Source organism: Acinetobacter sp. GD03645 (assembly GCF_029845285.1).
Lineage (GTDB): Bacteria > Pseudomonadota > Gammaproteobacteria > Pseudomonadales > Moraxellaceae > Acinetobacter > Acinetobacter corruptisaponis.
Genome location: NZ_JAOCLL010000013.1, coordinates 87,987 through 114,085, shown reverse-complemented (window position 1 = coordinate 114,085; position 26,099 = coordinate 87,987). Strand labels below are relative to the sequence as shown.

Annotated in this window: 29 protein-coding genes; 18 read left to right on the top strand and 11 right to left on the bottom strand. The window is 44.4% G+C overall.

Annotated elements, in window-relative coordinates:
* Window positions 1-24 precede the first annotated feature (24 nt).
* The 6 genes from N5J47_RS12070 to rplM form a co-directional block, all read right to left on the bottom strand.
* Entirely contained in the window at window positions 25-384 is a 360-nt protein-coding gene (locus N5J47_RS12070; protein ID WP_004652550.1) for a hypothetical protein, read from the bottom strand.
* A 385-nt stretch (window positions 385-769) separates the two neighbouring features.
* On the bottom strand, window positions 770-1,429 hold the full coding sequence (locus tag N5J47_RS12065; RefSeq protein WP_279960111.1) for a hypothetical protein: 660 nt from the start codon (window positions 1,427-1,429) through the stop codon (window positions 770-772).
* Window positions 1,430-1,444: 15 nt separating this feature from the next.
* Window positions 1,445-1,870 carry a ClpXP protease specificity-enhancing factor gene (locus N5J47_RS12060; protein ID WP_279960112.1) on the bottom strand — a complete coding sequence of 142 codons (426 nt, stop codon included), beginning with the start codon at window positions 1,868-1,870 and terminating at the stop codon, window positions 1,445-1,447.
* 14 nt (window positions 1,871-1,884) lie between these two features.
* The gene (locus N5J47_RS12055; RefSeq protein WP_267981999.1) at window positions 1,885-2,541 is read right to left on the bottom strand and encodes a glutathione S-transferase N-terminal domain-containing protein; all 657 of its coding nucleotides are present in this window, start codon (window positions 2,539-2,541) and stop codon (window positions 1,885-1,887) included.
* Window positions 2,542-2,673: 132 nt separating this feature from the next.
* A complete protein-coding gene (gene rpsI / locus N5J47_RS12050; RefSeq protein WP_004675485.1) occupies window positions 2,674-3,060 on the bottom strand; it encodes a 30S ribosomal protein S9 in 387 nt (128 codons plus the stop codon).
* A gap of 12 nt (window positions 3,061-3,072) precedes the next feature.
* Window positions 3,073-3,501 (bottom strand): 50S ribosomal protein L13, encoded by a 429-nt coding sequence (rplM, locus tag N5J47_RS12045; protein ID WP_004675486.1) that lies wholly within the window; start codon window positions 3,499-3,501, stop codon window positions 3,073-3,075.
* Window positions 3,502-3,762: 261 nt separating this feature from the next.
* Here rplM and N5J47_RS12040 point away from each other — a divergent pair, with 261 nt between their 5' ends.
* The 18 genes from N5J47_RS12040 (at window position 3,763) to N5J47_RS11955 (ending at window position 20,564) form a co-directional block, all read left to right on the top strand.
* The gene (locus N5J47_RS12040; protein ID WP_279960114.1) at window positions 3,763-4,395 is read left to right on the top strand and encodes a hypothetical protein; all 633 of its coding nucleotides are present in this window, start codon (window positions 3,763-3,765) and stop codon (window positions 4,393-4,395) included.
* 36 nt (window positions 4,396-4,431) lie between these two features.
* On the top strand, window positions 4,432-5,406 hold the full coding sequence (gene pdxA, locus N5J47_RS12035; RefSeq protein ID WP_279960115.1) for a 4-hydroxythreonine-4-phosphate dehydrogenase PdxA: 975 nt from the start codon (window positions 4,432-4,434) through the stop codon (window positions 5,404-5,406).
* Between the two features lie 32 nt (window positions 5,407-5,438).
* Window positions 5,439-6,251, top strand: coding sequence for a 16S rRNA (adenine(1518)-N(6)/adenine(1519)-N(6))-dimethyltransferase RsmA (gene rsmA / locus N5J47_RS12030; protein ID WP_279960116.1), 813 nt, complete (start codon window positions 5,439-5,441; stop codon window positions 6,249-6,251).
* 1 nt (window position 6,252) lies between these two features.
* On the top strand, window positions 6,253-7,092 hold the full coding sequence (locus N5J47_RS12025; RefSeq protein WP_279960117.1) for a symmetrical bis(5'-nucleosyl)-tetraphosphatase: 840 nt from the start codon (window positions 6,253-6,255) through the stop codon (window positions 7,090-7,092).
* Between the two features lie 157 nt (window positions 7,093-7,249).
* Window positions 7,250-8,536 (top strand): glycosyltransferase family 1 protein, encoded by a 1,287-nt coding sequence (locus N5J47_RS12020; RefSeq protein WP_279960118.1) that lies wholly within the window; start codon window positions 7,250-7,252, stop codon window positions 8,534-8,536.
* A 27-nt stretch (window positions 8,537-8,563) separates the two neighbouring features.
* Window positions 8,564-9,115, top strand: a complete 552-nt coding sequence (locus N5J47_RS12015; protein WP_279960119.1) for a phosphatase PAP2 family protein — start codon at window positions 8,564-8,566, stop codon at window positions 9,113-9,115.
* 105 nt (window positions 9,116-9,220) lie between these two features.
* A complete protein-coding gene (gene iscX / locus N5J47_RS12010; protein WP_005269171.1) occupies window positions 9,221-9,421 on the top strand; it encodes a Fe-S cluster assembly protein IscX in 201 nt (66 codons plus the stop codon).
* Window positions 9,422-9,533: 112 nt separating this feature from the next.
* Window positions 9,534-9,965 (top strand): nucleoside-diphosphate kinase, encoded by a 432-nt coding sequence (ndk, locus tag N5J47_RS12005; RefSeq protein WP_267981992.1) that lies wholly within the window; start codon window positions 9,534-9,536, stop codon window positions 9,963-9,965.
* A 122-nt stretch (window positions 9,966-10,087) separates the two neighbouring features.
* On the top strand, window positions 10,088-11,323 hold the full coding sequence (gene rlmN, locus N5J47_RS12000; protein WP_279960121.1) for a 23S rRNA (adenine(2503)-C(2))-methyltransferase RlmN: 1,236 nt from the start codon (window positions 10,088-10,090) through the stop codon (window positions 11,321-11,323).
* A 17-nt stretch (window positions 11,324-11,340) separates the two neighbouring features.
* Window positions 11,341-12,141, top strand: a complete 801-nt coding sequence (pilW, locus tag N5J47_RS11995) for a type IV pilus biogenesis/stability protein PilW (protein ID WP_267981990.1) — start codon at window positions 11,341-11,343, stop codon at window positions 12,139-12,141.
* A complete protein-coding gene (locus N5J47_RS11990) occupies window positions 12,132-12,923 on the top strand; it encodes a RodZ domain-containing protein (RefSeq protein WP_279960122.1) in 792 nt (263 codons plus the stop codon). The genes pilW and N5J47_RS11990 overlap by 10 nt, the downstream gene beginning before the upstream one ends.
* A 22-nt stretch (window positions 12,924-12,945) precedes the next feature.
* The gene (gene ispG, locus N5J47_RS11985) at window positions 12,946-14,061 is read left to right on the top strand and encodes a flavodoxin-dependent (E)-4-hydroxy-3-methylbut-2-enyl-diphosphate synthase (protein ID WP_267981988.1); all 1,116 of its coding nucleotides are present in this window, start codon (window positions 12,946-12,948) and stop codon (window positions 14,059-14,061) included.
* Window positions 14,062-14,068: 7 nt separating this feature from the next.
* Window positions 14,069-15,361: a histidine--tRNA ligase gene (gene hisS, locus N5J47_RS11980; protein WP_279960123.1), complete on the top strand. Its 1,293-nt coding sequence runs from the start codon at window positions 14,069-14,071 to the stop codon at window positions 15,359-15,361.
* 31 nt (window positions 15,362-15,392) lie between these two features.
* On the top strand, window positions 15,393-16,091 hold the full coding sequence (locus N5J47_RS11975; RefSeq protein WP_279960124.1) for a tetratricopeptide repeat protein: 699 nt from the start codon (window positions 15,393-15,395) through the stop codon (window positions 16,089-16,091).
* Window positions 16,091-17,233: an outer membrane protein assembly factor BamB gene (bamB, locus tag N5J47_RS11970; protein WP_279960125.1), complete on the top strand. Its 1,143-nt coding sequence runs from the start codon at window positions 16,091-16,093 to the stop codon at window positions 17,231-17,233. The genes N5J47_RS11975 and bamB overlap by 1 nt, the downstream gene beginning before the upstream one ends.
* Window positions 17,234-17,408: 175 nt before the next feature.
* Window positions 17,409-18,818: a ribosome biogenesis GTPase Der gene (der, locus tag N5J47_RS11965; protein WP_279960126.1), complete on the top strand. Its 1,410-nt coding sequence runs from the start codon at window positions 17,409-17,411 to the stop codon at window positions 18,816-18,818.
* A gap of 64 nt (window positions 18,819-18,882) precedes the next feature.
* Window positions 18,883-19,530 carry a 4'-phosphopantetheinyl transferase superfamily protein gene (locus tag N5J47_RS11960; RefSeq protein ID WP_279960127.1) on the top strand — a complete coding sequence of 216 codons (648 nt, stop codon included), beginning with the start codon at window positions 18,883-18,885 and terminating at the stop codon, window positions 19,528-19,530.
* Window positions 19,531-19,598: 68 nt separating this feature from the next.
* A complete protein-coding gene (locus tag N5J47_RS11955; RefSeq protein WP_279960128.1) occupies window positions 19,599-20,564 on the top strand; it encodes a hypothetical protein in 966 nt (321 codons plus the stop codon).
* A gap of 60 nt (window positions 20,565-20,624) precedes the next feature.
* Here the strand turns inward: N5J47_RS11955 and secF are convergent, their stop codons facing one another.
* The 5 genes from secF to N5J47_RS11930 all read right to left on the bottom strand — a co-directional run bounded on the left by secF (window position 20,625) and on the right by N5J47_RS11930 (window position 26,093).
* Complete coding sequence (gene secF / locus N5J47_RS11950) at window positions 20,625-21,593, bottom strand: protein translocase subunit SecF (protein WP_279960130.1); 969 nt, start codon at window positions 21,591-21,593, stop codon at window positions 20,625-20,627.
* Window positions 21,594-21,603: 10 nt separating this feature from the next.
* Window positions 21,604-23,505: a protein translocase subunit SecD gene (secD, locus tag N5J47_RS11945; RefSeq protein WP_279960131.1), complete on the bottom strand. Its 1,902-nt coding sequence runs from the start codon at window positions 23,503-23,505 to the stop codon at window positions 21,604-21,606.
* A 51-nt stretch (window positions 23,506-23,556) separates the two neighbouring features.
* The gene (gene yajC, locus N5J47_RS11940) at window positions 23,557-23,886 is read right to left on the bottom strand and encodes a preprotein translocase subunit YajC (protein WP_004675516.1); all 330 of its coding nucleotides are present in this window, start codon (window positions 23,884-23,886) and stop codon (window positions 23,557-23,559) included.
* 109 nt (window positions 23,887-23,995) lie between these two features.
* Window positions 23,996-25,126, bottom strand: a complete 1,131-nt coding sequence (tgt, locus tag N5J47_RS11935) for a tRNA guanosine(34) transglycosylase Tgt (RefSeq protein ID WP_279960132.1) — start codon at window positions 25,124-25,126, stop codon at window positions 23,996-23,998.
* Window positions 25,127-25,463: 337 nt separating this feature from the next.
* Window positions 25,464-26,093, bottom strand: a complete 630-nt coding sequence (locus tag N5J47_RS11930; RefSeq protein WP_279960133.1) for a hypothetical protein — start codon at window positions 26,091-26,093, stop codon at window positions 25,464-25,466.
* Window positions 26,094-26,099: the final 6 nt, after the last annotated feature.

Here is a 26,099-nt window from a genome sequence, read left to right as displayed (position 1 = left end):
TATTAAATATTGTGTAATTGCCAATTAAGCAAAGTCTAACTCTTTTTCAAATGTTTTTAACTCATGTCGAGCCATTGCCAGATTAGATTTACTGCGGTCCAATACTAGATAGAGGAACAGGTTGCCATTGCTTTCCAGAGGGCGGATCAAGTGATATGCCTTACCAAGGGTGATGAGAATATCTTCAATATCATCATTAAGTTTCAGAGAGTTAGCAACACGGCGTTTAGCTCGAATAACTTCAGTATTACCCGCAGCCGCCAATTCTAAATCAAGTGCGCCCCCGCCTTGAGTTGCCAGCGCCAAACCGCTTTCTGTATCTACCAACGCTGCTGCAACGAAACCATCAATATTTGTTAAGCTTTCTAATGAAATTTTAGCCATGATTTTATCTCTACTTAATACATCTTGTTTATGAATTTATATTCCCTACTTTTGCTTTTGATTAGTTTTCAAAAGTAGATAACCTTATTATAGGAAACTCTTTTATTAAATCAATAATACTTTAAAAGTGTTGAAATCACAGGAGTGCTAATAATTGACAATTTTTGTCAAATAAACAACTTAAAATACCAATTAAAGATAATAATCTAAATTTAATGTGATTTTATTCACACTAATATTTGATTTTAAATTCTCCTTTTGATTGTAAATAAATGTAAATATTTTTCTTGTTAAACTGTATTAAAACATATTTTATGAAATTTAAATTTATTATAAGTACATGATAAAGAAAGTTTTTAAACTTTCTTTATCAATTATTGTTTAATTAATGTGCAAGTAATTGACTGTAAGAACAATACATGAATAGTAAAATGACCAATGCAATGATTGGGGAAAGCAGATAGGACCAGGCTGGAATATTTGGTTGTTCAACCTCAATTTCTTCAGTGTGATGGATGCTAGGTTGTGCCTGATGAACCATTTGATTGAACTCCTGCATGGTGGTTTCCAGTGAAATATCTTGCTGCTCAACAGGTTTGGAGCCTTTCAGTTCTGTGAGCTGGTTGGTTGACCAAACCCAGTCTTCTGCCTGTCCAGACAAGTGCTCGATTTGTCCAAGCAAAAGCTCTGTGAGCCCTGTTTGTCCAAAGCTTCCTGTCTGGTCAAGTTGATTCAGTTCAGTAAACTGTAGACTCAATACCTCTGAGATACTGGACTCTAGCTCGGCTGGGCTAAGTGCAGATTTATTATGTTTGGAGGTAGTGAGGTGTCGGGCAATTTCCTGAATATAAAGCGGGTCGGCAGCCTTGATCTCTTGATAAAGTTTTTGGGGATTTTGTCTCCAAAGACTAATCAGTTGCCCCAATGTCAGCACATTGACTTCATGAATATAAGATTGCTTTTCTTTGGGAGAATACTGGCTAAAAAGCTGTGGTTTTTGAAGCTTAATTTGTTCGCAAAAGTATTGAACTAAGTCAAATGCCATCGTGTATTTCCTCGTTTAATCTAAAATTCTAAGAGAAGGTTTCTTTTTACTTGGTTCTGCTTCTTGCTTTGTTTCAGTCACCTGAGGCGTGTTTGTATCTTCAATGTCAGCATATTCAGCTGGATCGAAAAATAAACCCTGTCCATTTTCTTTGGCGTAAATTCCCAACATCGCCCGAACAGGCACATAAATTTCTTTTGCCACGCCGCCAAAACGTGCCGAGAACGTGATGGCCTCATTACTCATATGCAGGGCATGGATGGCATGTGGGGCAAGGTTCAGGACAATTTGTCCGTCTTTTACGAACTGTAGTGGAACGTCGGTATGGGGTTGTGTGGCATCAACCAATAAGTAGGGTGTCAGTTGGTTATCGCAAATCCATTCATAAATGGCGCGGGCAAGATAGGGACGTGTCGGGGTAAAGGTTATTTGCTCAGACATAATTAAAAAACTTATTAAATCGTAGAAATTAAGTCATTGTAGCTGTTTTTTTCTTGAGCTGTCATTGATTTAATAAAAGATGGTCGGCTAAAGATACGATGGCAATACAAGAAAATGGGACGGCAGTGCTGTTGGGGAAGCTCTATCCCCATGCTCCTTAAGCGCAGGAAAATGGGAGCAAGCATACAGTCCAGAATGGAGAAATTTTCAGACATGAAAAATGGAAAATGCTGAAATAAAGGGGTTAGTGAGATTAGGGTATCTCTCAGCTCTTTCTGTGCTTTCTGTTTTTGTGCGGGATTGAGTGTGTCTGCATGGCGGAGCATGTGGTCAGCCAGTTGAAACCAGTCCTGCTCAAAACGCCAGATATATTGACGCTGCTCAGCCCTTGCCATTGGCGCATCTGCATAGAGCTTGTTCTGGCGATAACGGTCATCAAGATATTCTGCAATCACATTTGCCGAGAAGAGTTTTAGGTTCTGCTCAATGAGCATCGGCAACTGGTTGTATGGATTCAGGTCAGCTAAGTCCTCATCTTCATGGTCGGTAATGATGAGCTGATACTTGATCTGTTTTTCAGCAAGTAAAAAACGAATCCAGTGTGAACGGAAATCATCTGCATGACTATAAAGCGTAATACCTTGAACAGGCGTATTTTCAACCGATGACATATCACAAAGCTAGAGATATAAACGGATTAGCATACTAAAAAAATGTTAGAAAAGCATCTTTGTGACACTAAACTGCCCAGAAATAAAAAACCTCGGAAAAATCCGAGGTTTTTTGTCCAATTCGTAAAACGATTAACGTTTAGAGAATTGAGGACGTTTACGTGCTTTACGTAAACCAAGTTTCTTACGTTCAACTTCACGAGCATCACGAGTAACGAAACCAGCTTGACGAAGAGCAGGTTTTAAAGTTTCGTCAGCAGCGATCAACGCACGAGTAATACCGTGACGGATTGCGCCAGCTTGACCACCGATACCACCACCCTTAACAGTGATGTAAAGGTCATATTTTTCAGTTGCTTCTAAAAGCTCTAAAGGCTGACGCACAACCATACGAGCAGTTTCACGACCGAAATATTGCTCTAAAGTACGATTGTTGATTACGAGTTTGCCTGTACCAGCTGATAAGAAAACACGTGCAGTTGCGGTCTTACGGCGACCTGTACCATAATTAGTAGCCATGTGCTGTATCCCTTAGATGTCCAAAACTTGTGGCTGTTGAGCAGTATGAGGATGCTCGCTACCAGCGTACACTTTCATCTTCTTGATCATCGCGTAACCAAGAGGACCTTTTGGCAACATACCTTTTACAGCACGTTGGAAGATTTCTTCTGGTTTATGCGCAACTAATTTTTCAAAATTAGTTTCACGAATACCACCAGGGAAACCAGTGTGGCGATAGTATTTCTTATCAAGTGATTTGTTACCAGTCACCTGAACTTGTTCAGCATTGATCACTACGATGTAGTCGCCAGTGTCAACGTGAGGGGTATAAGAAGTTTTGTGTTTACCGCGTAAACGACGAGCGATTTCAGTCGCAAGACGACCTAAAGTTTTGCCAGAAGCATCAACAACGTACCAGTCGTGTTGAACTTCAGCTGGCTTAGCGCTGAGAGTTTTCATTAACCACTACCTATTATAGTTGGTTTGGGCAAGGAATCGCCCAAACAAAAGGAGACCGAATTCTATATGAATTTGAAAAAGTGTACAAGAACAATTCGATGGGGATGCCATATTTTGCTGTAAAGTGACTGATTTTGTAACTATAGCGTCGCGAATTTTAGGCTACATTATTTGCCTTGTGAGGGTATGGGATTTGCCCTATCATTTTTACATCAATTAATTGAAATAAATAGAAGTATCTAGCTCTCTTAGGAACCCTCCATGAAACTGTCGTTTGCTGCAAAAATTGCTGTAGTCAGCCTGTTAATCGGTGTTTGCTCTACACAAGCAAACGCACGGCGACTGTATAAGTGGGTAGACCAGAGCAGCGTGACCAATTATTCAGAATTCAAGCCTAAAGAGGGGACAGAGCGCAAGCTGGAGGTTCTGGAAAGCCGTGGTAATGATCATGTTGACCCAGCCATGGCGGTAACTGCTGAAATGAAGCCGATTGAAATTCCTGTGGATATGGTCAATCCAGCCAGTTCACCTGTGGCAACCAACCCCAACTCGCAAACGGTTTATAAACAGGGAGCGATTGTGGAGCCATATACGCGCCCAGCAAGTGGCGTGGTGGCAATCCAGCCATCTGTAGAGAAAAAAGAAGCGGTTATTACACAACATCAGTCAACTAGCCCTGAAAAACAGGGAACGACTGCAATTGCAGAAAGACCAGCGAGTACAGTTGTTGCAACTGTAGAAAAAGTGAAAGAAGAACCAGTGGTGGCGACTGTACCAGCAGAGAAAAAAGTACAAATCAAGGTTAATCCGTGGACACGTACGGTGGATGCCGTTCCATCAAATCTGGTTCCTGAAAATCTACCTAGAACATCAAGTGGTAATCCTGAGAAATAATCGCCATACTGAACGTGATACAGCTTGGGAACCCAGATGATTATGCTTCCTTTATATGTCACGTCAGGTGAACCCGCAGGGATTGGTCCTGATATCTGCTTAAGTTTGGCTGGGCGAGTGGATGAGCGCCCAGTGGTGGTTTTGGCGGATATGCAGATGTTGCGGCAGCGTGCAAAACAACTGGGCAATCCTGTTGAATTGGTTGCATATCAGGGACAAGAGCAGTCAAGTCTGTCAGGACAGCTTTTTGTGGAGCATATCCCTTTAGTTGAACCTGTTGAACTGGGACAGTTAAATCCCGCCAATGCGGCTTATGTGATTGAGCAGTTACGACGTTCAGCCGAGTATGCGATGTCTGGACGTAGCGTGGGTGTTGCAACGGCACCTGTGCAAAAATCCGTGATCAATGATGCAGGCATTACTTTTAGTGGGCACACAGAATATTATCAGGAGTTTGCGGGTGTTGATCGTGTGGTGATGATGCTGGCCACCAAAACATTACGGGTTGCTCTGGCCACGACACATTTACCCTTGCGTGATGTACCTAATGCGATTACCAAACAACGCCTGCATCAGGTGATTGACATCCTGATTCATGATTTAAAAACAAAATTTAAAATAGCCAAACCACGAATTTTGGTCTGTGGTCTAAATCCGCATGCAGGTGAGGATGGTTATCTGGGGCGGGAAGAAATTGATGTCATCAATCCCGTGCTGGAAACCTATCGGGCGCAAGGCATTGATATGAGTTTAAGTTTACCTGCGGATACCCTGTTTACCCCTGAAAACCTGAAAGATGCAGATGCGGTTCTGGCGATGTATCACGATCAGGGCTTACCTGTGTTAAAATCACAGGGCTTTGGTGAAGCGGTAAACATTACATTAGGCCTGCCATTTATTCGAACCTCTGTCGATCATGGTACGGCACTTTCTCTTGCAGGCACTGGACAGGCAAAATCGTCGAGTTTGCATGTTGCGGTTGATTTAGCACTTGATTTAGCCCGTCAGTGATTGACGGGTAAATTATTCACGTTGGAATTATTATGTATCAAATTAATGCCCTAAACCCTAAAGATGAAGGGCATCAGGCTCGAAAACGTTTTGGTCAGAATTTTTTGCATGACCAGCGTGTGATTGCCAAAATTGTACGCTCAGTGAATCCACGTGCGGGCGATAATATTGTCGAAATCGGCCCAGGTTTGGCTGCACTGACATCGCCCCTGATTGGTGAGTGCGATGCGCTCACAGTGGTTGAACTTGACCGTGATCTGGCAGCAGGCTTGCCTGCTCGCGTGCCACATCCTGAACGTTTGACCATTGTTGAGGCAGATGCCTTAAAATATGATTTCACCCAGTTGTTTCAGGCAGGCCGTCCACTACGTGTCGTAGGAAATCTGCCCTATAACATTTCAACCCCACTCTTGTTCCATCTGTTAGAGTTTGGTGACAAAGTCAAAGATATGCATTTCATGTTGCAGAAAGAAGTGGTTGATCGTATTACCGCTGTGCCAAATACCAAAGAGTACGGGCGTTTATCAGTGATGATCCAGTATTTCTGTAAACCAACCTTTTTGTTTGAAGTACCGCCAGGTTCATTCAATCCACCACCGAAAGTGACTTCTGCGGTATTTCGTTTGGAACCTTATGAAACTAAACCAATTATCGCAAAAAATGAAAAAGCTTTGGCACGTTTGGTCAGCCATGTGTTTACCCAGCGCCGTAAAACCTTGCGTAACAGCTTAAAAGGCATGTTGGTTGAAGAGGGTTTTGAGAAAGCAGGTGTGGACCCGATGGCACGTCCAGAAACCTTGAGTCTGGCTGATTTTGTGGCATTGTCCGATCAAATGGTGTCTTAAAATGTCCAAGCGCTACAATTATGTCATCGGTGATGTGCAGGGCTGTTTTGAAGCCCTGAAAGCGTTATTGAAAGAAATTCGCTTTGATCCAGATCAGGACTTTTTATGGTTTGCAGGTGATTTGGTTGCGCGTGGCGAAAACTCGGTGGGTGCCTTGCGCTTTGTTAAAAAGCTGGCTGACCGAGGCGCTGCCGCGACTGTTTTAGGCAACCATGACTTAACCCTGATCGCCTGCGCGCGTGGCTTGAAAAAAATCAAGGACAAAGATCGTACACAAGAGATTATTGACGCAATTGATGGTGATGAACTGATTGATTGGCTGCGTAAACAGCCTCTAAGTTTATGTCCGAATGATCATACCTTGATTACCCATGCGGGTGTGCCTTGTATTTGGTCGGCAGAACAAACTGTGCAGTTGGCAAGCGAAGTGCAACAAGTGGTTGGGCATGACGATCTTACGGTATTGGATGTTTTCCTTGCAGAAATGTATGGTGAGCAACCTGATCTCTGGTCGGATGATTTGACTGGGCAGGCTCGCTTGCGCTGTATTACCAATTATTTAACCCGTATGCGCTTAACCAATGCAGAGGGTAGGCTGGAGTTTGAATTCAAGGATGCACTGGATGCACCGATGCCAACAGGCTTTCAGCCGTGGTTTGAGTTTGATAGTCAGGCTGCACAAACTCATCAGCTGATTTTTGGACATTGGGCTGCCTTGCAGGGCAAAACCATTAGCTCTCAAATTCAAAATGTCGATGGTGGCTGTGTTTGGGGGCAGCAACTGGTTGCCTTGCGTTTAGAGGATCAACAGTTGTTTAAGGTGGATAATCCGTTGGCGTAGGAAAATTCTTAATCACTTGTTATTGCTCTACTTAGTGCTTAAGTAGAGCATTTTTATTTTTAACCCTGTCATAAAGCTGTCACACACTGATCATTAAAGTGTCAAAAAATATTTATAAGCTAAACGCATGAAAATAACGACACAAATGGATGGCGATATGCAGAGTACATACGCGACATCTCTATTAAAGCAAGATCAGTTTCCTGAAAATTTTAAATTCTATTTTAAGAGGAAGCAGCAAAAAGATTATTCTTATGAACGATCCGAGCTGCGGGATTTGGTTCGTCCACGTCTCAGGATTGCAATTGTAACTGAAACGTGGCCACCAGAAATCAATGGTGTGGCTTTATCCATGATGCAGTTATGTCAGGGCTTGCAACGTCTTGGGCATAAAATCCTGCTGGTTCGTCCAGTTCAGAAAGAAACCTGTACGGAATTCCATCCTGAACAGGAATGTCTGGTGCTGTCCCAGCCGATTCCAAAATATCCAAGCCTGCAATTTGGCTGGCCGCAATATCTGAAAGTCACCAAGGCCTTTGAAAAATTCTCACCCGATGTTGTGCATATTGTGACTGAAGGACCTTTAGGACTCACTGCATTACAGGCAGCCAAGGCAAAGAAGATTGCGGTGTCCAGTGGCTTTCATTCACCTTTTCAGGATTTTAGCCGCTTCTTTGACCTGGCCTTTCTGGTCAAGCCCATCCAGCGTTACTTAACCTGGTTTCATAACAGTACCGATGTGACCTGTGTGCCGAGCCAGTATACCGAACAGGCACTGCGTGGTTTTGGTGTGACCTGTCCATTGGTTGTGGTTGGTCGTGGTGTCGATACAGCACGGTTCTCCCCAAAACATCGTTCCCAGCAACTCCGTCAACAATGGGGTGTCGATGCTGATACCCGTGTGATGTTGTATGTCGGGCGCTTATCACCCGAAAAGGAAGTTGATGTGCTGATTAAAAGCTTTCATGCCTTGCAGGCCCAGCAGGGTGTCAATATCAAGTTTGTGATTGTGGGTGATGGGCCTGACCGTGTCCGACTCAGCAAGATGACCACATCCAAAGATGTGATCTTTATGGGGAGTCTTGGCGGGCATGAGTTGGCAACAGCCTACGCAAGTGCAGATGTGTTTACCTTTGCCAGTCAGGCGGATACCTTTGGCAACGTGGTGCTGGAGGCAATCGCCAGTGGTTTGCCCGTGATTGCCTATGACTACGTCTGCGCACATCAGCACGTCAAACATAATATAACAGGATGGTTGAGTCCTTTGGGGCATACAGCCGAATTGATTCAGTCCATTTGCCGTTTACCTGCGCTTCCGCAATTGCGGCAAATGGGCTTGCTGGCCAGTGAAAGTGTGCAGCACAGCAGTTGGCAGTTTCCTGTACAGCAACTTGAACAAGCACTTTATCAGGTGGTGAAGGAGTCTCCCATGACCTCTACCTAAAGTATTCTCAACAAGAGGAGAAAAAGTATGAAATTTCAAAATGCAAAAATAAAAATGCTCGATCTCGATTTAAAAGGCTGCGTATATCTCAATCATCTCTCCCAGACGCAAGCAGTTGCCCTGTTTTTTAAAACCATCAGTCGTTTGGGAGATGGGCCTTTTTGGTATGTGATGTTGCTGTCCGTATGGATCATGCAGGGGTTGGCATACGGTCTACAAATTCTGTACCTGATTGTGGCAGGTTCAGCAGGCACCTTAATTTATAAATTCCTCAAACACAAAACCACACGTCCAAGACCTTATCAAGTCCATCAAGTCATTATTTTAGGTGAACGGCCACTGGACCATTTTAGCTTTCCATCAGGCCATACCCTGCATGCGGTGATGGTTACGATGACCTTGGGCTATATTCAACCCATCTTATTATTGTTGATGTTGCCATTTACGATTCTGGTTGCATTGTCACGAATGATTCTTGGGCTACATTATCCAAGTGATGTGATTGTGGGGGCGATCATTGGGGCATCGGTTGCAAGCGCAATCATCCTGCTGGCACCAGGCTTTAATATTCTTTTATAAATATAACAGTAAATTTCAGGTGAATTTACCAAAACAGCACTATTCCTTAAATCTGCTGATTTGTTAAAGTAGGCTGAATCACATTCATTACATTCAGGTTGTCATATGGGCTTACGTTGGACAGATACGATTGATATTGCGATTGAACTCACCGAAGCGCATCCAGAGGTTGATCCACAATGGATTCGTTTTACCGATTTACACGCATGGGTCTGTGCCTTGCCTGACTTTAGTGATGACCCAAACAAGTCAACAGAGGGCTTGCTGGAAGCCATCCAAATGGCATGGTTGGATGAAGTTCGATAAAAATTCATCAGAAATTAGCGAACTTTTACAGATTCAAGCTGATTATTGGTGCTGACATCGGTATAATGCGGCAAATTTTTTTAATGTTTAGACCTGGATTAGGGAGCCAATCATGGCAGTTGAACGTACTTTATCAATCGTAAAACCAGATGCAGTTGCAAAAAACCACATCGGTGACATTTTTGCCCGTTTTGAAAAAAATGGCTTAAAAATTGTTGCAACTAAAATGAAACACCTTTCTCAGGCAGATGCTGAAGGTTTCTATGCTGAGCACAAAGAACGTGGTTTCTTTGCTGACCTCGTTGCATTCATGACTTCTGGTCCAGTGGTTGTTTCAGTTCTTGAAGGCGAAAACGCAGTTCTTGCTCACCGTGAAATCTTGGGTGCTACAAATCCTAAAGAAGCGGCTGCTGGCACAATCCGTGCTGACTTTGCTGTAAGCATCGATGAAAACGCGGCTCACGGTTCTGACTCAGTTGCTTCTGCTGAGCGTGAAATCGCTTACTTCTTTGCTGACAACGAGATCTGCCCACGCACTCGTTAATCCAAAGCATTCAGGCCAGATAAGTGGTATACTGCTTATCTGGTTTTTTATTTTCTTATAGATCGGTTTGTGTAAATAATGCACAGCCTTTTCTAGCGTTGACATCTTTTAGGTAAATTCACATGAGTTCTGTAGCCGTAGTTTCATCAGAAAATCTGGATGAAAAACAACAGTCTGTTTATACGCCTGTAGTTCAAGCTACCCATACAAAAGTGAACCTATTGGGCATGTCTCGTCCTGAACTGGAAAAATTCTTTGAAGACCTGGGCGAAAAAAAGTTTCGTGCTGGTCAGGTAATGAAATGGATTCACCAGTATTTCGTAACTGATTTCGCTGAGATGAGCAATATCTCAGGTAAGCTGCGTGAAAAACTGGAAAAGATTTGTGAGATCAAGGCGCCTGAAGTGGTGCATCGCAACTATTCCAAAGACGGTACACGTAAGTGGGTGTTCCGTGTTGGCGATGGCGAGGGTTCCCTGGTTGAAACCGTGCTGATTCCTGCTGAAGATAAAACAGGTGCACGCAAGACCCTGTGTATTTCTTCGCAAGTTGGTTGTGCACTGGATTGCTCATTCTGCTCTACAGGCAAGCAAGGTTTCCAGCGTGATTTAACCCCTGCGGAAATTATTGGTCAGCTCTGGATGGCAAACTATTCCTATATGGAAGATGTGCCTGTTGCTGAGCGTGAACGTACCGTGACCAATGTGGTAATGATGGGCATGGGTGAGCCATTGCTCAACTATGATGCTGTCCTGAGCTCCATGCAGTTGATGCTGGATGATTTTGCCTATGGCATGTCGAAGCGCCGTGTGACCTTGTCAACATCAGGTGTGGTTCCCAAGATTGACCAGTTGGCACAGGATATAGATGTGGCACTGGCGATTTCACTACATGCGCCAAATGACGAGTTGCGTAATGAACTGGTGCCGATTAATAAAAAATACCCTTTACAACAATTGATCGCTGCATGCCAGCGTTATCTGGCAAAGGATGGCAACGAAAGTGCCCGCCGTCATGTCACCATTGAGTATGTGATGCTGGATGGGGTCAATGACCAGCCTGAACATGCACAGCAGTTATTAAAACTATTGAAAAATCTGCCAAGTAAAATCAACCTGATTCCATTTAATCCATTCCCGCATGCGCCTTATGGGCGTTCAAGCCGAAACCGTATTATTGCATTCCAAAAAACTTTGTCTGATGCAGGTTTTGTGTGTACGATTCGTCAGACACGGGGCGATGATATTGATGCTGCCTGTGGTCAATTGGTGGGGCAGGTGGCTGACCGTACCCGTCGTGCCGAACAGTGGAAAAAGAAAGTGGCGCAGCAACAAGAAATTTTGCGCACACAAGGATAAAACTTGAGGGTAAAGCGTTGAATACAACTCGACCAAAAACGATTATAGCGACAGCTGTTGTGTTTACTGTATTGGGCCTAAGCGCCTGCCAATCAACAACACTGAAGAAAGACCCAGAAAAAGGGGTACAGGTGCGTACCCAGCTCGCCGCAGAATATATCCGTACAGGTGACTTGGATTCAGCCAAACGCTCTCTTGATCAGGCGTTGAAAGTCGATTCCCGTGATGCAAACGCCAACATGATGATGGGCATCCTGCTGCAACAAGAGGGCAGTAAACCCAATATGGAAAAAGCAGACGCCTATTTCAAGCGTGCGATTTCCTCTGAGCCGAATAATGCACAGGCTCGTAATAATTACGGTACATATTTGTACCAGCTGCAACGTTATAATGATGCCATTGAGCAATTTACCCGTGCGGGTGCAACCCTGGGCTACGACCAGCGCTATCAGTCGCTGGAAAATCTGGGGCGGATCTATTTAAAACTGGGCGATGTTGCGAATGCCGAAAAATCATTCAAACAGGCGCTACAGGCGAATCGAAATGCCACCATCTCCATGTTAGAGTTGGCGGAAATTTTCTATTTGCAGCAGAACAATAGAGATGCATCACAGCTTTATGAACAATATGTTCGTAATGTGGGGCAGAAGAATCAGGGTGCCCGTGCACTCTGGATTGGTATACGCATTGCTCGAGCCAATGCGGATCAGTTGGGAATGCAGGTGTTGGTCAACCAAATGCGTGCCTTGTTTCCTGATAGTCCAGAATATCAACGTTATTTGCAATTACAGTACAGTACTGAGGCCGTATGGAAATAAATCCAAATTCACATCAGCCAACTGGCTCAAACTCACTTTCGTCAACGTTAGGAAATATTCAACGACCTGGTGAGTATTTGCGTCAAATTCGTATTGCACAAAAGAAAGAACTTGAAGGGATTGCAAACGTATTGAACATGCCTGTCAAAACCCTGACGGCATTGGAGCAGGATGACTACAAGTCATTACCTGAAGCCACATTCATCAAAGGCTATTACCGTGCCTATGCGAAACTGCTGAATGCAGACGCCAGCGCCATCATCCAGCGTTTTGATGAAATCTATGTCAATGACACGGGGCTCAAGGCGAATCATGCCCTGAGCAACTCACCGATCAAAACGATGGGCAAGCTTGCTGGGTCGAAAAGTGTGCGCAACCGTAAATGGTTAAAACGCATTGCAATTCTGGCTGTGGTGGCATTATTGGCATGGTTGGCTGTGATGGCAGTGCAGAACTGGACCTCCAGCCATAAGGATGAGGCGGATGTGCCTAAAATCACCAACTCGGATGTTGAGATTCTCCCAATGGGGAATAGTGTTGCAACAACGGGTGACCAGCTTGTATTGAATTTTAGCCGACCAACCTCTGTGCATATTGTCGATGCAACAGGTAAAGTATTGGCTACAGGTCGTCAGGCATCGACATTGACCCTGAGTGGTGAGTCACCATTCCAGATTCGTCTTGATGACGCGACCGCTGTATCATTGGCCTTAAATCAGGAACAGATTTCCCTGTCTCCATATACGGTCAATGGCAAGGCAGAATTCCGTTTGTCTCGTTAATGCCAAAGAGTAGAGCTATACGATGATTGTGAACCCAATTAAACGCCGTCCAACACGTAAAATCCGTGTCGGTTCGGTGTATGTCGGTGGTGATGCCCCGATTAGTGTTCAAAGCATGACCAATACCGAAACCTGTGATGTCGATGCAACGGTTGCGCAAATTCAGCGCTGTGCCGATGCAGGTGCCGACATCATGCGTGTTTCTGTGCCTTCAATGGAAGCGGCGGAGGCGTTTGGTGCCATCCGTAAGCGTGTTTCCGTACCATTGGTGGCGGACATTCACTTTGATCATCGTATTGCCTTGGCGGTTGCCGATTATGGTGCGGACTGTCTACGGATCAACCCAGGAAACATTGGTTCAGACCAGAAAGTCCGTGAAGTGGTGGCTGCGGCCAAACATCATGGCATCTCAATCCGTATTGGGGTCAATGCGGGATCACTGGAAAAAGACCTACAGGTCAAATATGGTGAGCCGACAGGACAGGCCCTGCTGGAGTCTGCCATGCGCCATATCGACATTCTTGATCGTTTAGACTTTCATGAGTTTAAAGTCAGTGTGAAAGCATCAAATGTGTTTTTAACTATGGATGCCTACCGTTTGCTGTCCCAACAGATTGATAATCCGTTGCATTTAGGTGTGACTGAAGCAGGGATTTATCGTACAGGTACAGTGAAATCAGCTATTGCGCTGGGTGGCCTGTTGATGGAAGGTATTGGCGACACCATGCGTATTTCACTGGCGGCCGAACCTGAAGATGAAATTAAGATTGGTTTCGACATCTTGAAATCGTTAGGTCTACGTTCCAATGGAATCAACTTTATCGCCTGTCCAAGCTGTTCGCGTCAGGAATTCAATGTGATTCAGGTGATGCAGGCACTGGAAGAGCGTCTGGAAGACATTCGTACCCCAATGGATGTTTCAGTGATTGGCTGCAAGGTCAATGGACCTGGGGAAGCCAAAGAGGCTGATATCGGGATTGTCGGTGCATCACCTCGTTCGCTGGTCTACCGTAATGGTGAAAAGAGTCATTTGATTGACACCAATCAGTTGGTTGATGAAATTGAAACAATGGTTCGTCAACGTGTTCAAGAGCTTGAAGAAGCAAAATCTAAAGAAATTATCCGCACAAGTTTTTGAGTAGGTCATGAGTTCAATTAAAGTTTTAACTGGTTTTAAAGATATTCTTCCTGATCAGACCCATGCTTGGCGTAAGTTGGAGTCGGAGTTGTCTTTTTTGATGGATAGCTATGGTTACCAACAGATTAGATTGCCATTATTAGAAAAAACACAACTATTTAAACGCTCGATTGGTGATGCGACGGATATTGTGGAAAAAGAAATGTATACTTTTGAAGATAAGGGTATACCACCAGAATCTATTACCTTGAGGCCTGAAGGAACAGCAGGTTGCGTTCGTGCGATTTTGGAAAGCAACCTACTCAGGGGTGGGGCTCCACGAGTTTGGTATCTTGGTCCAATGTTCCGTTATGAAAAACCACAAAAGGGCCGTTATCGCCAGTTCCACCAGTTTGGTGTGGAAACCTTTGGTGTGGCAACGCCTGATATTGATGCTGAACTCATTTTAATGACTGCTCGTTTATGGAAACGTATGGGTGTGTCAGCCAATGTCCGTTTAGAATTAAATACGCTGGGTGAAACCGATGAGCGTGCAGAATATCGTGCTGCACTGGTTGAGTTTTTAAACCAGCACAAAGAAGCATTGGACGAAGATTCGCAACGTCGCCTAACTACCAATCCATTGCGTATCCTTGATTCTAAAAGTGAATCCACCCAGAAGATTCTGGAAAATGCACCCAGGTTGCATGACTTCCTCAAAGAAGATTCAATCCAGCACTTCCAGCAATTACAACAGTACTTAACCGATGCTGGCGTGGAGTTTGTGATTAACCAGAAACTGGTTCGTGGTCTGGACTACTACAACAAGACAGTTTTTGAATGGACCACCACCATGTTGGGTTCACAGGGGACGGTTTGTGCGGGTGGCCGTTACGATGGTCTGGTTGGGCAGCTAAAAGGCAAGGCGGATCAGTCTGTGCCAGCAGTCGGTTTTGCCATGGGGATGGAACGCCTGTTGTTGTTGCTTGAGCAGGTCGAGCAGGCGAAAGAGGTACGTGACTGTGAAGTGTTCCTTGTAGCCGAACCAGCTTATCAGGCAAAAGCATTGGTGTTGGCAGAGCAAATCCGTGACCAGTTGGAAGCTGCGAATAGCAATATTCGCCTAAAAACAGGTTCTCAGGGCAGCATGAAAAGCCAGATGAAAAAGGCAGACCAGTCAGGTGCGGTCTATGCCGTAATTCTGGGTGAGCGTGAATGGGATGCGCAGCAGCTTTTGGTAAAAGAGCTTGCCACTGCTGAACAGTCACAGGTAAGCCTGACTGAGCTGACTCCATTTTTTATCGAAAAATTTAAACAATAAATTGCACAATATTTAGGAAAAGGACAATCACATGAGTTTAAGTGATGAAGAACAACTCGACCAGATAAAGTCGTTTGCCAAAAAATATGGTTCTGCCATGATTAGCGGAATTCTCATTGCCCTGATTGCCTTTTTCGGATGGGAATACTGGCAAAAGAAGAACCTGGCTGAAGCCCAGAATCAAACTGCCAAGGTACAAAAGCTAATGGATGAGGCAAAAGCGGCATCAGGTCAGCCAAATGCCTTGGCAACGGTTTCTGAAGCGGCAGACAAAATTGTCAAGGATGATGCGGATTCTGTGCAGGCGATCCAGACCCAGTTTATTCTGGCAAAGCTGGCTTATGACAAGCAGGATTATGTGGCTGCTGAAAAAGCATTGAAGAAAGTTGAAAACTCGAAAGTCAAAGATGCGGGTTTGGTGCAGATTGTTAAACTACGCTTGGCTGATGCACAACTGGCGCAGAAGAAGTTTGATGAGGCGTTGAAAACCTTGTCAGGTGTGACAGAGCCTGCCTTTAAGGCAACCGCAGATGAGTTGCGTGGCGATATCTTTGTTGCGAAAAAAGACAATGCATCCGCGCGTAAGGCATATCAAAGTGCCTGGGATAACCTGCTTGAGCGTAAGCAGGAGCGTCAGCTTTTACAAATTAAACTCGAAAGTGTTGGCGTTTTAGTAGATGATCCTGAAATTGAGCGCCCGATCTTAGATACCAAAGTGGATGAGTCTTAATGCAGAATAAACTAAAACTACCTTTGGCAATTGCAGTTGCTTCAGCTTTATTGCTTGGATGTTCGAGCAATAAGGTCAAAGAGGCCAAACCAAATCCATTGCCGAAAATTCAGCAACAACAAGGCCTAAACCTTGTGTTTTCGCAAAGTGTCTCATCTACAAATGCGGCTGAGGCTTTACGCCTACAGTTGGATACCGACAATGGTGTGATTTTTGCGATTGATCCTGATGGTCAGGTTTCTGCCTATAAGGGCAAGGAACGACTTTGGAAAAGCAAGATTACCAAACAGGAACTCACTGCTGGTGTAGAGGCGGCTGAGGGAATTGTTGTGGTGGGTAACCGTAAGGGGCAGTTATTTGCATTGGATCAGGCCACAGGTGAACAAAAGTGGACAACCCAGCTGTCTGGTGCAATTCTTTCTCCATCACTGATCCAGTCTGGCCGTGTGATTACCATTGCCAATGATGGAACCATCTTTGCGCATGACGCTGTATCTGGGCAACAGGTTTGGGCATATAAATTGCCAAACGTCCAGTTTAGCCTACGTGGTCAGCCTGCACCTGTACGTTTGGATGATCGCACCATATTGGTTGCTTCGGCAAATGCGTATGTATATGGTCTGGATGTGATTAGTGGTGTGCCACGTTTCCAGCGCCGTGTGGCGATCAGTGAGGGGCGTTCAGACATTCAGCGCCTAATTGACATTGTGGGCGACCCAGTGGTTGCGGGTCAATATCTGGTCACCACCAGTTTCCAGGGACAGGTCACAGTCACTGATCTGGCTACACAACGTGTGGTGTGGAGTGAAGATGCCAGTAGTACCAACCGCCCAGAAGTATCGGGTGACAAGGTATTTGTTTCTACGGTGGATGGAAAGCTGAATGCCTATAGCCTGAGTACAGGTGAGTTGGCTTGGCAAAATGAAGAGTTGCTGAATCGTCAGCTCAGCAATCCTGTCATGTTGGGACAAAACCTTGTGGTGGGTGATCTAGATGGTGTGATTCATCTGATTGATCCTGCTTCGGGTAAACTGCTTGGACGTGCCAAAACCAGTGGTGAAGTACAGTCGCTACGCGTGATTGATAACCAGCTTTACGTCGCTACGCGGAAAGGTGCATTAAGCATTTGGCAGAATCGTTAATTTTAGCGCTGCTTGTGCTAAAATAATCAATTAGCGATTGCTAAACAGAACATTAATCGGGGTATTTGATTATCAAAGCCCCGAATTTTTATTGTGATTACTTGATCACCAAAATCTTCCATACTGTTTCTGATACGATGTCATCAAGATGGCTCGTCTGAATTAAGGTTAGTTTATGAAACCCGTTATTGCGCTCATTGGTCGTCCAAACGTCGGAAAATCAACGCTATTTAACCAAATCACCAAAAGTCGTGATGCTTTGGTTGCTGACTTCGCTGGTTTAACCCGTGACCGCAAATACGGTGATGCGGTTTATCAGAACAAATCGTTCATTGTGGTCGATACAGGTGGTATCGGTGAGAATGAGGGTGGTATCGACACCTATATGGCGGAGCAGTCAAAAACTGCCATCCATGAAGCCGATATCATTATTTTTGTTGTGGATGCCCGCGCAGGCCTATTGGCTTCAGATGAGCAAATTGCGCGTGAGTTGCGTACCCTTGGTAAGAAAGTCTACCTCGTTGCCAACAAGGTCGATGGCGTGCATGCGGAAGCAGCTCTGGTTGAGTTCTATAAGCTTGGTATGGGTGAACCAATGCAGGTCGCGGCCAGTCATGGTCGTGGTGTGCAGCAAATGCTGGAAGAAGTCCTGGCGGAAGTCCCAGAAGATGAAAATCCAGAAGAACACAATAAAAACACGGGCTTGCGTTTAGCAATCATTGGCCGTCCCAATGTGGGGAAATCAACGCTGGTTAACCGTTTACTCGGTGAAGAGCGTGTGGTGGCTTTTGACCAGCCTGGAACAACACGTGACTCGATTTATATTCCATTTGAGCGTGATGGCCGCCAATATACCCTGATTGATACCGCAGGTGTGCGTCGTAAAGGTAAGGTGGATGAAATGATTGAGAAGTTCTCAATCGTTAAGACGCTTCAGGCGATGAAAGATGCCAATGTTGTGGTCGTGGTGGTTGATGCCCGTGAGGGGATTGTAGAGCAAGACCTGCATTTAATTGGTTATGCGCTTGAAGCTGGCCGTGCCATGGTTATTGCGATCAACAAGTGGGACAACATGAGCGAGTATGACCGCAAGCAATGTAAGCTTGATGTTGAACGCCGTTTTGACTTTATTCCCTGGGCAAAAATCCACTTGATTTCTGCACTGCATGGAACTGGGGTGGGAGAGTTATATCCATCCATTCACCGTGCTTATGAATCGTCAAACTTAAAGGTTTCACCAGCGAAACTGACCCAGATTTTAAATGATGCCACCGAAGCGCATCAGCCGCCATCCATTGGTAGCCGCCGTATTAAAATGCGTTATGCGCATATGGGCGGACAGAATCCACCAACCATCGTCATTCACGGAAACAAGGTTGATAAAACCCCTGCGGATTACCGTCGTTATTTAGAGAATGTGTTCCGTAAAGTGTATAAGCTTGAGGGTACACCTGTAAAAATCGACTTTAAGACCTCCGAAAACCCATTTGAAGGACGTAAGTCTCAAGTGGATGAGCGTGTTGCCGCACGTAAACGTCGTTATATCCAGAAATTTAAAAAGGCGGAAAAGAAATTCAAGCGTTAAGTTTTTCTTGATGTCAAAAGCCCAAAGTTTGCTTTGGGCTTTTTTATCTGCAATGGAGGCTATTATGGCGCGTATCATCCAGATTTATGTTCAGGCATTGGCTCAACTCCTCGAACAAAGTAAAACTGATTTTGCTGATTTAAGTGCTTTTAATTATTATAAAAAACAGCAGATTCAAGCTCAGCGTAATCACTTTGTCGCTAATCAACTGGATTGCTCAATAGAAGATTTGGCTTTTGCCCAGCATGAACATGGTAAACCTTTTTTAACGTCTCATTCGCTACATTTTAACCATTCACATAGTCAGCAATATTATGCTTTGGCCATGAGTGAACGTGTTAAAGACATTGGGATTGATGTTGAGGAACTGGATCGAAAGGTTCGCTTTGATGCCCTGGCACAACATGCATTTCATCCCGAAGAATATCAGACATGGCAAGAAAGTCAGGATAAAGAATATTGGTTTAGAGTCTGGACGACCAAGGAAGCAATTTTAAAGGCATCGGGTTTGGGGATTCGTTTGGACCTCAACAGTTTAAATACCCAAGTTCACCCAACCAGTCATGGAGGAATGTGTTCCCATCCGCTACTGGGGACTTTTGCCTATCAGAATTTTATCTTAAATCAGAAGATTGTGTTGACAGTGGCATGGCGGGCAGAGCAGTCCTGTCGTGGTTTTCAGTTTCCACAGATTCAGGTGATTCAAGCTTAGTCTGCTTTGACTTGTGGAGATGATTTTTTCTATACTCTCGGTTCAAAAGCGAATAAAAATTGAAAACAATGAAGAAAATTTTTTTGGTTGTGGTTTTATTGGGGGGAATGGGAATTGCTGCTACACATCATTATGCAGATGCACAGTTATTGCCCAGAATCATTACTCAAGCATTTCGTCCTCAATATGAGCAGCTTTTAATTCAAGACTGGCTTAAATACCAAAACCTCATACAACAGGAAATTCCCCGTCTCAATACTGAGAAAATAGATTTAAGTTCATCAGCAGGAAGAGAAAAATTTAAACAAAACTATGTTAAAGATGCCAAGTTGATCATTGATGCCAATAATCAAAATATTGCAAGAATTCGGCAAGCCACTTTTGCCACGGAAAGTTACCGAAATATTCAAAGTCTGGATATGCAGACCTTAACAATAATGAATCAGCTTTTTCAGGACAACGTCATTGATTATTATGCCAAGCATGGTGATACTCAGACATTTTTAAGAGAGCCTGCACTCAAAATAGAGACTGTCAGTAAATATCAGGCACAGCAAGCAGAAATGAAAGTTCTGGAACAGTTAAGAATCTTGGCCATTAAGAAAGATAGACGTTTAAGGCATATTGATGCTGATCTGTTCTCGGACTGGTTGGATTACTCAATACTTGAGCATCAACTTTATCCACGAGATGCTCAGTGGGATACACTTGGAAATCTTCAAAAGCTATCGCAACGAACAGAATATGACGATGTACGGGAACTGCAAGCTTATCAGGCCTTGCAACCACGTACAGCGACTTTTAAAAAGATTCAACAGCTCAATGTGCAATCTATACAATCAAACCTCCAGATTTTTGCCGATTTTAAGCAACCTACAAATGCCCAGCAGGCTTTGGAGAATATCAAGGCCCTTAATAAAACGATGCAACAACAGGATTTTAAAGCAGGTGTTGAACTTTCCAATCAGCTTACCGCAGAGCAGCAACGCATAAATAAACAAATGGTTTTGCAACTCAGTCAGGCACTTTTGTAGGTCATAAAAAATGCCAGCAATTATGCTGGCATTTTATTTGAATCAAGAGAAGTGGAAAGTTTAAGGAATCTCTTCTTCTTCAAACTCAGGTTTAACTTGGACAATAAAGTCCTGACGATTCAGGCCACGCCATAAAGCGAAAGCTGTACCAATATAAATGGATGAGTAAGTACCGACGAATACACCGACAAACATCGCCACAGAGAACCAGTGCAGGCCATCACCACCCAAGAACATCATGGCAAGCACCACGAGTAACAGGGTCATCGAGGTATGGATAGTACGGCGTAAGGTTTCAGTAAGGGCAATATCCACGATTTCACGCGGGGTTGCACCACGAATCTTACGGAAGTTCTCACGGATACGGTCGGATACAACGATGTTATCGTTAAGCGAGAAACCGATAACCGCAAGTACCGCAGCCAAAACTGTTAGGTCAAATGGCCATTGGAACAGGGCGAAAGCACCAATAATAATGACGATGTCGTGGAATAACGACATGACTGCACCCATCGCGAGTTTAAACTCAAAACGAATGGTCACGTAGATCAGCATCAGGATCAGTGCAAGTGCCACCGCACCCGCAGAGCGGATATACAGTTCATTACCTACCGCACCACCCACAGAATCGACCTTGTGAACCTCTACTGAGTTGTTTGGCAATTGAACCGCTTTGGTAATGCTGTTGCTTAAATCTTCAACCTCAAGGTCTTCCTGCACAGGCATACGCACGATCAGGTCGGTATTGCTTCCCAGAGTTTGTACCACGGCATCCTTGAATCCAGCACGATCCAGTGCCTGAACCACCTGAGCAGGCTGAACCGCCTGTTTATAATTTAATTCAGCCGAGATACCACCAGTGAAGTCCAGACCGAGGTTCAGGCCTTTGGTCACAATAAAGAAGATGCTGGCAATGGTCAGCAAAATCGAGAAGATTGCGGCAGGTTTGGCAATCTTCATGAATGGGATGATTTTTAGATCATCTGGACGGCCGTACTGCTTTGAGTCCTGTTGAGTCAGATCAGTCATGTGAATCTCCTTAAATACTCAACTTTTTCAAATTACGGCGTTTGCCATAAATGAGCTGTACGATTGCACGTGTTACCGTAATCGCAGTAAACATCGAGCAGACAATACCAATCATCAGGGTAACGGCGAAGCCTTTAATCGGGCCTGTACCAATTGCGAATAAGATAAACGCAACAAGGAATGTGGTTAAGTTCGAGTCAAAAATGGTGTTGTAGGCTCGATCATAACCCGCGACAATGGCCTGCTTGGGCGATGCACCCCAGAGCATTTCTTCCCGTATCCGTTCACAGATCAGTACGTTGGCATCGACCGCCATACCAATGGTGATCACGATCCCCGCAATACCTGGCAGGGTGAGGGAAGCGCCAATCCATGACATCACGGTAAGGATCATGGCAAGGTTAAACACAAGTGCAAAGTTGGCAATCAAACCGAATAAACGGAAGAACACAATCATCCAGATTGCAACAAGCAAGAAACCAATTTGGGTAGATAACACACCCTTATCAATGTTTTCTTGACCCAGACTTGGACCAACCACACGTTCTTCAACAAAGTACATTGGCGCAGCCAAAGCACCAGCACGTAGCATTAATGCAAGTTCAGCAGCTTCTTGAGGTGAGTCAAGACCTGTGATACGGAACTGTGAACCCAACACAGCCTGAATAGTTGCGGCATTGATCACCACAGACTCGGTATATGGGGTACGGACTTCAGTCTGAGTCCCTGTTTGAGGATCAGTGACATAGCTGATTTTTTGCTTATTTTCAATAAACAGCACGGCCATACGCTTGCCAACAGAATTGCGTGTCGCATCAGCCATGAGCTTGCCGCCCGCGGTGTCCAGGGTAATGTTGACTTCTGCACCGCCTGAATCCTGGCTAAAGCCAGAGCTTGCATTCTGGACGCGTTCACCTGTCAAAATACGGTTACGGTTTAACAGAAGCTGTCGGCCACTATCCAGTGACTCATAAGCAAATACTTCCGTACCTGGAGGAAGCGGCTGACCATCATATTTACCTGTATATTTGTCAATATATTGATCATTGCTATCAGCAACCAGGCGGAACTCAAGGTTTGCGGTACGTCCAAGAACACGTTTTGCCTCGGCAGTATCCTGTACGCCTGGCAATTCAACCACAATACGGTTGTTACCCTGTGTCTGTACAAGTGCTTCAGCCACGCCCAACTCGTTAATACGGTTACGCAGGGTGGTTAAGTTCTGATTCACCGCATAAGACTGGATTTCCTGACGGCGTGCATCGGTGTAATTCAGTTTTAAGGTCGCACCTGTAGCCGTTGCAACCGCCTGCTGGGTAAACTCATTACCATTACGGCGCAGAAAATCTGTCGCTGCATCACGGTCAGCATTGTCTGCGAACTGGATGGTAATGGTGTTGTTGCTTAAATTAAGGTTGTTAAACTTGATTTTGTTGTCACGAAATTGACGACGCAGATCAGTCGCAGATGTTTCCATACGCTGACTAATTGCTTTATCCATGTCGACTTCAAGCAGGAAATGTACACCACCACGCAAGTCCAAACCGAGTTTCATCGGCTTGGCCCCAATCTTTTGCAGCCATTCTGGTGTGGTTGGTGCAAGGTTGAGGGCAACCACGTAGTCATCACCCAAATCACGGCGCAGCACTTCCTTGGCCTTTAACTGGGCCTCTGAGGAGTCTAAACGTAATAGTGCCGCGTTGTTGGTGAAGCTGTTGTCGTGACTGCTGAGGTTGGCAGCTTTTAAAATCTGCTCAGCTTTTTGCACTATGCTCTGATCAATCTGGGTACCTGCCTTTGCCCCAGAAATCTGGACAGCAGGTTCATCTGGATACAGACTAGGAAGTGCATATAACGTACTGATCACAAGTACCACAAGGATCAGTAAATATTTCCATGCAGGGTAACGCATTCGCTTTCTTCTTAAATGAAAAAGTCGTGCTGAGGCACGACAATCTTATGATTAAAGGTTGTTTAAAGTGCCTTCAGGCAATACTGAAATGACACTGGCACGCTGGATTTTGACTTCTACGCCACGAGAAAGCTCAACAACGGCAAAGTCACCATCAAGTTTGGTAATTCTCCCCATCAAACCACCAGCAAACACGATTTCACTGCCAACCCCCAGGCTTTCAATCAAAGAACGATGTTCTTTGGCACGTTTCGCCTGTGGTCTCCAGATCAGGAAATAGAAGATCGCGATAAACACCGCAATCATCAATAAGTTTGCCATCAGGCTAGGACCTTGCTGGGCCGCTGGTGCAGCGTGAGCAGTAGAAATTAAAAAGCTCATTTCGATTTCCTAAAGTTAAAAAGCCAAAAAATTAACAATAAATTCCAATTCGTTTTGCAATGTACCCTGTCTTGCGGTCAGGCGCAAATCTTGATGCATTTACTTCACATCAGTCTTCAGGGCAGGGTGGAACTTCCAGTCCTCGACGCGCATAAAAGTCCTGAACATAGTCATCAAATGTGCCATTATCCAGTGCATCACGCATGCCCTGTGTCAGGCGCTGGTAGTAACGTAGGTTATGGATGGTGCCAAGCATGGAGGCCAGCATCTCACCGCACTTCTCTAAATGATATAAATAGGCACGGGTGAAATTTTTACAAGTGTAGCAGTCACAATGTGGGTCTAAAGGCCCTTTATCATGACGATATTTACTGTTACGGATTCTGACCAGACCATCGGTCACGAAATAATGACCATTACGGGCGTTACGGGTTGGCATCACGCAGTCGAACATATCGACGCCACGGCGCACCGCCTCCACGATATCTTCTGGCTTGCCGACGCCCATCAGGTAACGTGGTTTGTCATGTGGCATCTTGTTGGGTAAATAATCCAGTACCTTGATCATTTCCTCTTTCGGTTCACCCACCGATAAACCACCAATCGCATAACCATCAAAGCCAACCTCTAACAGGCCGTTGAGTGACTCATCACGCAGGTCTTCGTACATGCCACCCTGAATAATGCCGAATAAGGCATTTTTATTGTTGAGTTCATCATGGTGGTGGGTTTTACAACGTTTTGCCCAGCGTAAGGAAAGCTGCAATGATTTTTGCGCTTCTTCATGGGTTGCAGGGTAGGGTGTACACTCATCAAAGATCATCACAATGTCTGAGTTGAGTACGTGTTGAATCTCCATTGAAATTTCAGGAGATAGGAACACTTTCGAACCGTCGATAGGCGAGCGGAAAGTCACGCCCTCTTCCTTGATTTTACGCATTGCACCCAGGCTAAACACCTGAAAGCCACCTGAGTCGGTCAAAATCGGTTTATCCCATTGGATAAACTCATGTAGACCACCATGCTCTTTAATGACTTCCAGACCAGGACGTAAATACAGGTGGAACGTATTTCCCAAAATAATCTGTGCCTGAATCTCTTCAATGTCACGAGGTAACATACCTTTCACTGTACCGTAAGTACCAACAGGCATAAATACAGGTGTTTCCACCACACCATGTTCTAAAGTGAGTCGACCACGACGGGCGCGCCCCGACTGGCCTAATTTTTCAAATTGCATGACACTATCCTGAGCAAGATCGAAGCACTGCTTTGAGCGCAGCGCAAGGCGAAAAAACAGTTCGCTGATCAAAAGCGGGTATTTTCCTTGATTATGGCGTGTAGTTCTACTACTAAATGTAGCGAGGGATAAAATAGAGAGAATTTACTCTTGAATTTTTCCTTGAATATTCTTTCATAGGCGTAGCTAAATTTTTCTGTATAGCGGAAAGCCATTTGATTTGTTCCCGAACTAACGTTTTGTAATTCGGGAACACATTTTATTACAAACGCGTAAAGCTAACGGTTACAGACTTCTAGGTTATCGAGTACTAGAATATATCACTAAGAAAATACTCTTAATGACAGACTTTATTCCATGCTGATTCGAACTCACTTGAAGTCATATTTTCACCTTCTATAGCGACTACAGTCGGACTTGCTATATAGCGTTTAAAACCAGTGTATCCGCCAAAGCCATTTTTTGAATTTACTTCACCACAGTTTCCATTTTGATTTCTAACTTCAGCACTATCAGGATCTTTCAAGAAGTTCATTAAAGCCATTTTAGACTCTACTTCTATATTAATAATTCTATCTCGTTCCTGTCTTTGAGCTTCTTTTACTGCTTCTTCTTCAGCTTTTTTTGCCTCAAGTTGCTGTCTTTCTTGTTCAAGCTTAATACGATTTGCTTCACGATCTTTTAACCCTTGGCTTGCGGTTCCATTTTGTAAGGCATTTTGCTCAGCTTTACCAATCAAATTCCCACCAATAACCATAAGGAGAAGTGCAATTATTACAAACCACCTCTTTTGTATGGCTTGTTTTAGCATACTTTCAATTTTTTTTTGGAAAATTGGCAGTAGAGCAATACCACCTAAGATTGAAAGAATAGCACCAATAAAACTGATGGAAAAAGCTCTCAACCCTGCAAAAATAATTAAAACCCCAAAGAACCAAGATAATATTGAAATCAAACGATCATTCATTGCTTA

Excerpts from the sequence above, each read along its gene's own strand:
- N5J47_RS12070 (WP_004652550.1), bottom strand. The coding sequence starts at position 384 with ATGGCTAAAATTTCATTAGAAAGCTTAACAAATATTGATGGTTTCGTT.
- N5J47_RS12065 (WP_279960111.1), bottom strand. The coding sequence starts at position 1,429 with ATGGCATTTGACTTAGTTCAATACTTTTGCGAACAAATTAAGCTTCAA.
- N5J47_RS12060 (WP_279960112.1), bottom strand. The coding sequence starts at position 1,870 with ATGTCTGAGCAAATAACCTTTACCCCGACACGTCCCTATCTTGCCCGC.
- N5J47_RS12055 (WP_267981999.1), bottom strand. The coding sequence starts at position 2,541 with ATGTCATCGGTTGAAAATACGCCTGTTCAAGGTATTACGCTTTATAGT.
- rpsI (WP_004675485.1), bottom strand. The coding sequence starts at position 3,060 with ATGGCTACTAATTATGGTACAGGTCGCCGTAAGACCGCAACTGCACGT.
- rplM (WP_004675486.1), bottom strand. The coding sequence starts at position 3,501 with ATGAAAACTCTCAGCGCTAAGCCAGCTGAAGTTCAACACGACTGGTAC.
- N5J47_RS12040 (WP_279960114.1), top strand. The coding sequence starts at position 3,763 with ATGAAACTGTCGTTTGCTGCAAAAATTGCTGTAGTCAGCCTGTTAATC.
- pdxA (WP_279960115.1), top strand. The coding sequence starts at position 4,432 with ATGATTATGCTTCCTTTATATGTCACGTCAGGTGAACCCGCAGGGATT.
- rsmA (WP_279960116.1), top strand. The coding sequence starts at position 5,439 with ATGTATCAAATTAATGCCCTAAACCCTAAAGATGAAGGGCATCAGGCT.
- N5J47_RS12025 (WP_279960117.1), top strand. The coding sequence starts at position 6,253 with ATGTCCAAGCGCTACAATTATGTCATCGGTGATGTGCAGGGCTGTTTT.
- N5J47_RS12020 (WP_279960118.1), top strand. The coding sequence starts at position 7,250 with ATGCAGAGTACATACGCGACATCTCTATTAAAGCAAGATCAGTTTCCT.
- N5J47_RS12015 (WP_279960119.1), top strand. The coding sequence starts at position 8,564 with ATGAAATTTCAAAATGCAAAAATAAAAATGCTCGATCTCGATTTAAAA.
- iscX (WP_005269171.1), top strand. The coding sequence starts at position 9,221 with ATGGGCTTACGTTGGACAGATACGATTGATATTGCGATTGAACTCACC.
- ndk (WP_267981992.1), top strand. The coding sequence starts at position 9,534 with ATGGCAGTTGAACGTACTTTATCAATCGTAAAACCAGATGCAGTTGCA.
- rlmN (WP_279960121.1), top strand. The coding sequence starts at position 10,088 with ATGAGTTCTGTAGCCGTAGTTTCATCAGAAAATCTGGATGAAAAACAA.
- N5J47_RS11990 (WP_279960122.1), top strand. The coding sequence starts at position 12,132 with ATGGAAATAAATCCAAATTCACATCAGCCAACTGGCTCAAACTCACTT.
- ispG (WP_267981988.1), top strand. The coding sequence starts at position 12,946 with ATGATTGTGAACCCAATTAAACGCCGTCCAACACGTAAAATCCGTGTC.
- hisS (WP_279960123.1), top strand. The coding sequence starts at position 14,069 with ATGAGTTCAATTAAAGTTTTAACTGGTTTTAAAGATATTCTTCCTGAT.
- N5J47_RS11975 (WP_279960124.1), top strand. The coding sequence starts at position 15,393 with ATGAGTTTAAGTGATGAAGAACAACTCGACCAGATAAAGTCGTTTGCC.
- bamB (WP_279960125.1), top strand. The coding sequence starts at position 16,091 with ATGCAGAATAAACTAAAACTACCTTTGGCAATTGCAGTTGCTTCAGCT.
- der (WP_279960126.1), top strand. The coding sequence starts at position 17,409 with ATGAAACCCGTTATTGCGCTCATTGGTCGTCCAAACGTCGGAAAATCA.
- N5J47_RS11960 (WP_279960127.1), top strand. The coding sequence starts at position 18,883 with ATGGCGCGTATCATCCAGATTTATGTTCAGGCATTGGCTCAACTCCTC.
- N5J47_RS11955 (WP_279960128.1), top strand. The coding sequence starts at position 19,599 with ATGAAGAAAATTTTTTTGGTTGTGGTTTTATTGGGGGGAATGGGAATT.
- secF (WP_279960130.1), bottom strand. The coding sequence starts at position 21,593 with ATGACTGATCTGACTCAACAGGACTCAAAGCAGTACGGCCGTCCAGAT.
- secD (WP_279960131.1), bottom strand. The coding sequence starts at position 23,505 with ATGCGTTACCCTGCATGGAAATATTTACTGATCCTTGTGGTACTTGTG.
- yajC (WP_004675516.1), bottom strand. The coding sequence starts at position 23,886 with ATGAGCTTTTTAATTTCTACTGCTCACGCTGCACCAGCGGCCCAGCAA.
- tgt (WP_279960132.1), bottom strand. The coding sequence starts at position 25,126 with ATGCAATTTGAAAAATTAGGCCAGTCGGGGCGCGCCCGTCGTGGTCGA.
- N5J47_RS11930 (WP_279960133.1), bottom strand. The coding sequence starts at position 26,093 with ATGAATGATCGTTTGATTTCAATATTATCTTGGTTCTTTGGGGTTTTA.